The sequence below is a fragment of the Ruegeria sp. AM1 genome, assembly GCF_056540745.1.
Window position 1 is genome coordinate 37,643 of record NZ_JBQFXH010000017.1, and the last position, 6,229, is coordinate 43,871.

General features: G+C 55.0%; 7 protein-coding genes and 1 tRNA gene. 6 read left to right on the forward strand and 2 right to left on the reverse strand.

What is annotated here, in order from left to right; translation table 11 throughout:
• The first annotated feature begins 7 nt into the window (after nt 1-7).
• On the forward strand, nt 8-793 hold the full coding sequence (locus tag ACR0I7_RS18935) for a cytochrome c1 (RefSeq protein ID WP_480513755.1): 786 nt from the start codon (nt 8-10) through the stop codon (nt 791-793).
• A gap of 97 nt (nt 794-890) precedes the next feature.
• Here the strand turns inward: ACR0I7_RS18935 and mtaB are convergent, their stop codons facing one another.
• Both mtaB and dapF read right to left on the reverse strand, forming a co-directional pair.
• Complete coding sequence (gene mtaB, locus ACR0I7_RS18940; protein ID WP_480513757.1) at nt 891-2,147, reverse strand: tRNA (N(6)-L-threonylcarbamoyladenosine(37)-C(2))-methylthiotransferase MtaB; 1,257 nt, start codon at nt 2,145-2,147, stop codon at nt 891-893.
• Entirely contained in the window at nt 2,144-2,986 is an 843-nt protein-coding gene (gene dapF / locus ACR0I7_RS18945) for a diaminopimelate epimerase (RefSeq protein ID WP_480513759.1), read from the reverse strand. The genes mtaB and dapF overlap by 4 nt, the downstream gene beginning before the upstream one ends.
• 209 nt (nt 2,987-3,195) lie before the next feature.
• Between dapF and ACR0I7_RS18950 the strand changes: the two genes are divergently transcribed.
• The 5 genes from ACR0I7_RS18950 to ACR0I7_RS18970 all read left to right on the forward strand — a co-directional run bounded on the left by ACR0I7_RS18950 (nt 3,196) and on the right by ACR0I7_RS18970 (nt 6,135).
• Nucleotides 3,196-3,271, forward strand: a tRNA-Lys gene (locus tag ACR0I7_RS18950).
• Between the two features lie 238 nt (nt 3,272-3,509).
• Entirely contained in the window at nt 3,510-4,178 is a 669-nt protein-coding gene (locus ACR0I7_RS18955) for an AP2/ERF family transcription factor (RefSeq protein WP_480513761.1), read from the forward strand.
• Between the two features lie 22 nt (nt 4,179-4,200).
• The gene (locus tag ACR0I7_RS18960) at nt 4,201-4,326 is read left to right on the forward strand and encodes a hypothetical protein (protein ID WP_480513763.1); all 126 of its coding nucleotides are present in this window, start codon (nt 4,201-4,203) and stop codon (nt 4,324-4,326) included.
• Between the two features lie 635 nt (nt 4,327-4,961).
• Nucleotides 4,962-5,273, forward strand: a complete 312-nt coding sequence (locus tag ACR0I7_RS18965) for a helix-turn-helix domain-containing protein (protein ID WP_480513765.1) — start codon at nt 4,962-4,964, stop codon at nt 5,271-5,273.
• Between the two features lies 1 nt (nt 5,274).
• Complete coding sequence (locus tag ACR0I7_RS18970; RefSeq protein WP_480513767.1) at nt 5,275-6,135, forward strand: reverse transcriptase family protein; 861 nt, start codon at nt 5,275-5,277, stop codon at nt 6,133-6,135.
• Nucleotides 6,136-6,229 lie beyond the last annotated feature (94 nt).

Sequence of the window (6,229 nt, forward strand, 5' to 3'; positions counted from 1 at the left end):
CGGAAACATGTTCAAGAAACTTGCAATCGGCACCGCGTTTGCTCTGGCCCTTGCTCCTGCTGCATCTTTTGCAGCAGGCGGCGAAGGTCATATCGAGGACTTCGACTTCTCGTTCGAAGGCCCCTTTGGCACCTATGACGAGCACCAGCTGCAGCGCGGCCTTCAGGTCTATACCGAAGTCTGTGCGGCCTGCCACGGCCTGAGATATGTGCCCCTGCGCGATCTTGAGGCGCTGGGCTATTCGGAAGAGGAAGTCATTGCCTATGCGGCAGAGAACTTCGAAGTATTCGATCCCGAACTGGACGATTTTCGCCCTGCGATCCCGACTGATCACTTCCCGGTCAATGACGGCGTAGGCGCACCGGACCTAAGCCTTATGGCCAAGGCGCGCGCCGGCTTCCATGGCCCTTACGGTCTGGGCATCAACCAGCTGGTCAAAGGCATGGGTGGCGCGGAATACATCGCCTCGCTGCTGGACGGCTATACGGGTGAGGAAAAGGAAGAAGCCGGTACGGTTCTTTATGAAAATAAAGCCTTCCCCGGTGGCTGGATTTCGATGGCGCCGCCGCTGTCTGACGATCAGGTCGAGTACGCCGATGGCCACGCAGCCACCGTCGAGGCGATGTCCGAGGATGTTGCAGCCTTTTTGATGTGGGCCGCAGAGCCCAAGATGATGGACCGCAAGAACGCCGGTTTTGTCGGCGTAATCTTCCTGTCGGTCCTCTCGGTCCTGCTGTATCTGGTCAACAAGCGTCTGTGGGCGCCGCACAAGGGCAAGCTCCGCCAGGACTGAGCCGCGCTGACCACATAAAGCCAAGGTTTACCCCCGCGCCATCCGGTTGCGGGGGTTCTTTTTTGCCCGGCGTCAGGCGGTACAGAGGAAGAGATGATCAGGCGCTGAGTTGGGTCGCGCTGTGCCCCGTGATCGTCGCCGTCACGATCTGGCCTTCGATCTGAGGGGATGCGAAAGAGACCTCGGTGAACTGCTCGGTGCGGCCCATATGCGGGTTTTCCGTCAGGATCTGATGGGTTTTGCCGATCTGACCCGAGAGGTGTCTGGTCACCTGAGCCGCCCCGGCAGCGCGCAAACGTGCGGCGCGGTCTTTTATGATACTGCCATTGACCTGCTGCGGGATTCGCGCTGCTGGCGTGCCCTCGCGTTTGGAATAGGGGAAGACATGCAGCCAGGTCAGGTCGCACTCGGCGACCAGCTTCAGAGAGTTCTCGAAATGGGCCTCGGTTTCAGTCGGAAAACCGGCGATGATGTCGGCCCCAAAGGTCATGTCAGGCCGCAGCTTGCGGGCCTCTTCGGCAAAGCGGATCGCGTCATCGCGCAGATGGCGGCGCTTCATGCGTTTCAGGATCAGGTCGTCGCCATGTTGCAGTGAGAGGTGCAGATGCGGCATCAGGCGCGGCTCGGTCGCGATGGCCTGCATCAGGTTTTCGTCCACTTCGATCGAATCGATCGAGCTGATCCGCAGGCGCGGCAGGTCAGGCACCAGCTTGAGGATGCGCATCACCAGATCACCCAGCTTGGGCTGCGCGGGCAGGTCGGCACCCCACGAGGTCAGATCAACACCGGTCAGAACAACCTCATTATATCCGCGATCCACCAGACGTTTGATCTGATCGACCACCACGCCTGCCGGGACGCTGCGGGAATTGCCGCGGCCATAGGGAATGATGCAGAAGGTACAGCGGTGATCGCAGCCGTTCTGAACCTGTACATAGGCCCGCGACCGGGTGCCAAACCCGTCAATCAGATGGCCAGCCGTCTCTGTGACGGACATGATGTCGTCCACCTGTACCGCTTCGGTGTCACCGATGAAATCCGCCGCCATACCCTGCCAGGTCTCGGGCCGCATCTTCTCGGTGTTGCCGATCACGGCGTCGACCTCATCCATTTGCGAAAACGTCTGAGGTTCGGTCTGCGCTGCACAACCTGTCACAATCAGTCGGGCGTCGGGGTTTTCCCGCCGCAGTTTGCGAATCTCCTGCCGGGCCTTGCGCACGGCCTCAGCCGTCACCGCGCAGGTGTTCACAATTACTGCATCCTTGAGGCCGGCGCGCTGCGACAGCTCTTTCATCGCCTCCGTCTCATAGGCGTTCAGACGGCAGCCCAACGTGGTGAACTTGGGCGGGTTCATTCCAGCGACTCCAGAAACTCGGGCGTCAGAGTGCCCGAGAATACATGGCATGTGGGTCCGGTCATCCAGACCCCATCATCGCGCCAGTCAATCCAGATTGATCCCCCGTCGAGGTCGATCTGCACCTCGCGGCCGCTCAGCCCGCGCCGCGCGGCGGCAACCGCGGTCGCGCAGGATGAAGACCCGGAGGCGAGCGTGACGCCCACGCCGCGCTCCCAAACCCGCATACGGATGCGGTCCGGGCCGGTGACCTGGGCGACCTGAACATTGGTGCGTTCGGGATAGAGCGGATGATACTCGTATCGCGACCCGAACTCCTCCAGCGGAATGGCTTCGGCGTTTTCCACAAAGAACGTACAATGCGGATTACCCATACCCGTAGCTGTCGGGGTGCCTTCGATGGGCAGCTCCAGCGTGTCCATCTCTTCGGCCAGAGGGATCTCGTTCCAGGACAGCTGCGGCTGCCCCATATTCACCGAGGTCAGTCCGCGTCCCGCGTCCCGCGCCAGCAGAGTGCCGCGTTCGGTTGTCAGGGTCAGGGTCTCTTTCCCCTGCTCGTCCATCAGAAAGCGCGCGATACAGCGCGTCGCATTCCCACACGCGGCCGAGGTCGACCCGTCAGCGTTGTAAAACACCAGATGTGCGTCCGCCTCGCCACGCTCGATCACGGCCAGCTGATCAAAGCCCACCCCAAATTGCCGATGCCCGATTCCCCTGGCCAGACCCGGAGAGATCGGGACAGCCCGCGCGCGGGCATCGACAATGACAAAGTCATTGCCCAGCCCGTGCATCTTCATGAAGTGCAAACCGGTATCATTTGAGCGTTGCATGGCGGGCATATAACGTCGGTCAGGATATGAATCCACCCTATCGCGTAGATTCCTGAAAAAAGGGGTTGACCCCCCTGCGCCACCTGCCTAATTAAGCCGCCTATCGGGACGCACGAGACGCAGATAACTCGGGCGAAACGAAGTGCAAATAAGGTCTTGAACCCGGTTGGGAAAGTGCCTTACAGAGCACGCGGGTCGTAATGATCCAACAAAAGAGTGGGCCGTTAGCTCAGTTGGTAGAGCAACTGACTTTTAATCAGTGGGTCGCAGGTTCGAATCCTGCACGGCTCACCACTTTTTTAAGTAAAATCAAAAACTTGCGCAGCCACTCACGAGCCTTTGATTTTTGCTGACTGAATACCGGAAGCAATACGGAAGCACCGCGACCAAGAATTAATACGTTGCGGTAGAGTCACAGGTCCAGCATCAGTGGTAACCGCGTGGTAGCAGCTTTGCAGCGCAACGCCGGCGGGTCTACCATTTGCATCCAAGTCTAAGGACCGTTTGCTCTCATATTAACATTGAAGCTGCCATGACTGTTTTTTTAGATCGCACGCGCCGGAGCATTCTCGCTCTGGCCGACACACTCGAACCCGAAGAATTTTCTCTGATCCCGACAAGTCGTAATCTTGTTGCTTTGGTGGACAGGAGATTTGCCAATCAAGTATTGCGGCACAATTGGTATGCAGTGATATCGCGGGAAGAACACATATACGCCGTTGCGGATATCAAGGGACAGCGCATCTCATTGCAGCGGCTAATATTGTCGTTGGCGCACCCGAGAAAAACCGTTGCTGACTTCAAGCAAGTGTCGTTCGAAAACAAGCTCAGTTTCGACTGTCGGCTGTCAAATCTGACAGACAGAGTTGGACGTCAGTCAGTTATGCGCAACCGAAAGCCAAAGAAAAATACGTCCTCGCAATACAAAGGTGTAATCAAAACTAAGCGCACGAATGGTTCCACCTATTGGAGATGCCAGATCAAAGGCGACCTTGGCACGATGAGTTTGGGTGCCTTTGATGACGAGAAGTGGGCAGCGATGGTTTACGATGCCGCCGCTTATCTACTGTTTAATGGGGCTGGTTATTATAACTTTCCCGAACTCTGTCCCGATATCGATGCCTTGGAGGTAGCGAGCTCTCGAATAGAGCGCTTTAAGAACCGTAAAAGAACGCAGAAACAAGCTTTTAACATTGATTGACACGGTTGGTGCTCAAGTCGCTGTGGCCACCAAGCTGCCGTTCGCCGCATTAGCAACACTGACCATTACGGGCGGCAGCAATGCGCAGAAATCGGACTTTGCAAAGTCCGGCGTGCGGCCCGCTCCCGCCATTGATTGCAACGCATAATGCAAAGACCGACACCGGTAGAGCTGCCGTTCATTTTGTTCGCCGTACTGGAAGCAAGCGAACCTCGATAAAATCAAAATGTTCACCATGAGTGACATATTGTTGACAATCGTTGCCAACGATCTTAAGTGTAATCTCGGTTGGCACTCTCTCCGAGTGACAGAATAAGTCTCCATAGTTTGGAGGAGGTTTAATTTATCTCACCCGTGGAAGCCCTCGTGGCTTCTGACCTTTGACCCGCACAGGCTCCTCGATGTCCCCGGACATGTGGAGAGCACGGACGGGACGAGCCAGGACCACAACGAAGACCTTTGTGGTCCTGTGTATGCGAGTGAAACTACCGGCATCTGTTTCCTGCTTGAAAGCGAAGACGCGCCATTGGCAATCCCGCCACGGCGTTTTCAAGAGGAGGCTTCAATGAAGCAAGAAAGACAAACTACCAGCCTGCCGGGGCGGCGACTGATCGAGCAACCACCAACAGAAATGAAACCCAAGTGGTCATCAATTCTGGGAACGGTGCTCAGGGGCATCCTAATTTGGATGCCGCGATTGTGGAAAGTGGTTGAAATCGTTTCCGGATGGTTCACTCCGCCACCTTCGTAGGGCGCCGCTCTCAATTACACAAAGGAAGACCAATGTTCGGACAAGCTTTGAAATTGCTGCGACGCTATCAAGGACTCAGTCAAGTCGTTCTTGCTAAAAAGCTTGGTGTGTCACGTTCCTATATTTCGGAACTTGAGAGTGGCAATAGAACACCTTCACTAGAACTTTTAGGACGCTATGCAGATGTCTTCAACATTCCGGTAAGTTCCCTTGTGTTCTTCGCGGAAGCGCTCGAAGACAAGGAAAATCTTTCAAGTCGACTTGAGAAGGCGAAGGGCATCGTCGCTAAGAAAGTTATTGCGCTGATGACACTGCTCGATGTCGACAGTGAGATAGAGCTTTGAAATGACTAACACACGGAAACCATGGCGAAAAAAAGCAAAGAAATTCTATGCTTTGGAGCAAAGCCCTTTTTACGGGTTGCAGCGAAAAAAAGATCTAGCTGAGCTTCTCTTTACCTCCGTCAAGGCTCTAGAAGGAATGACTGACAAGTCTGTTCCACACTACGAATACTGGGAAGAAGAAAAGGCGGACGGCTCTATGAGGCCGCTTTGTCGACCCCATGAAGGACTAGACAAAGCTCAAAGCCGCGTCGCCTATTTGTTGGCCTGCATCGAAACGCCAAGTTACGTTCACGCCCCGGTTCCCAAAAGAACTTACGTCACCAACGCTGCCGCTCATCAAGGTTCAAGATCATTTTGTTTGATGGACATTGAGAGCTTTTACCCATCTTGTCGTGAAGAGAAAGTGCTGGCTTTCTTCCAACATCGCATGAGGTGTTCACCCGACGTCGCGGTCATTCTAGCGAGACTTTGCTGCGATAAAGGCTCCTTGCCTCAAGGTTCTCCGTCAAGCCCAATACTTTCGTACTGGGCATACTCGGAGATGTGGGATGCAATTTTCAACATCGCAAAGGAAGCTGGGAACGTATTCACCTTATACATCGACGATCTGACGGTCTCAGGCCAAGTGGTTTTGAAGAGTACGATCTGGAAAGTTCAGAAGGAAATCCACAAGCACGGCTTGGCGATCAAGGTTGGGAAGACACGCTGGATAGTGAATAAACCAGCGGGAGTAACAGGTACAATTGTTTGTCCTGAAGGACTCAGATTGCCAAATCGGCAGCATCAGAAGCTTTCAGCAGCACAATCAGATTTCTCGAAACCTGGCGGCAACCGAAAGAAGAAGACTGACCCAGCCCCCTGAAATCAGGCCATTGAGGTGTTAGTAATCCGTCCAAGCAAAGGATGGACTATGAAACGCAGATTTAGCGACGAACAGATCATTGGAATGATCAAGG